This is a genomic window from Sedimentibacter sp. B4 (assembly GCF_000309315.1).
Taxonomy (GTDB): Bacteria; Bacillota; Clostridia; order Tissierellales; family Sedimentibacteraceae; genus Sedimentibacter; species Sedimentibacter saalensis.
In genome coordinates this window covers 1-577 of record NZ_CANG01000882.1, presented here as the reverse complement: position 1 = coordinate 577, position 577 = coordinate 1, and the positions used below count along the sequence as shown (strand labels likewise).

At 73.1% G+C, this 577-nt stretch carries 1 protein-coding gene; it reads right to left on the bottom strand.

All coding sequences use genetic code 11. The annotated features are described in order from the left end of the window. Positions 1-168: 168 nt before the first annotated feature. Positions 169-577, bottom strand: a 409-nt coding sequence (locus tag BN358_RS27095) for a hypothetical protein (protein WP_198018502.1), incomplete at its 5' end; no start/stop codon positions are given.

Genomic DNA, 577 nt, shown 5'->3' with positions numbered 1-577 from the left:
GCCGACACGGGCGCCACGCGGACGTCGCCCTGGTCCGGATCGGTGCGGGGACGGGCCGGGTCGAAGGCGCGTCCACCGTCTTCCGGGTCGCGGAGGTCGAGGGCCCGCGGGGCTACGCGGTGGGCGTCGCCTGGCAGCCGACCGCCCGCACGCGGTAGGGCTCGCGGTTCAGCGCGGCGAGCTGGTCTCGGGGACGTACTGCCGCAGCGCGGCGGTGATCCTGTCGACCCGGTCGGGTGCGGCACGTCGCGGTACCGCGATGGCGCTCTCCCCCCAGGGCTTGATGTAGAGCCGGTCCCGGGTCGCGGCGAAGGTGGCGATCGCGTCCCAGCGGAAATCGCAGCGGTAGCCGGGCCGCTGGACGGTGAGTCCGTACGCGGTGCGCCAGACCCGGGTGACCTGGAGGGCCCTGGTCTCGACCTGGACCCGCCGGCGCGCGGTCCCGTCGACAAGTCGTTTCAGGCGGACCGGCTGGATACCGATCCAGACGGCCATCACGACCAGCACCAGCAGGGTGATGCCGGCCAGTTCCGGGACGATCCTGCCGTAGCGCAGGTACGCGTCGATGACCAGGAAG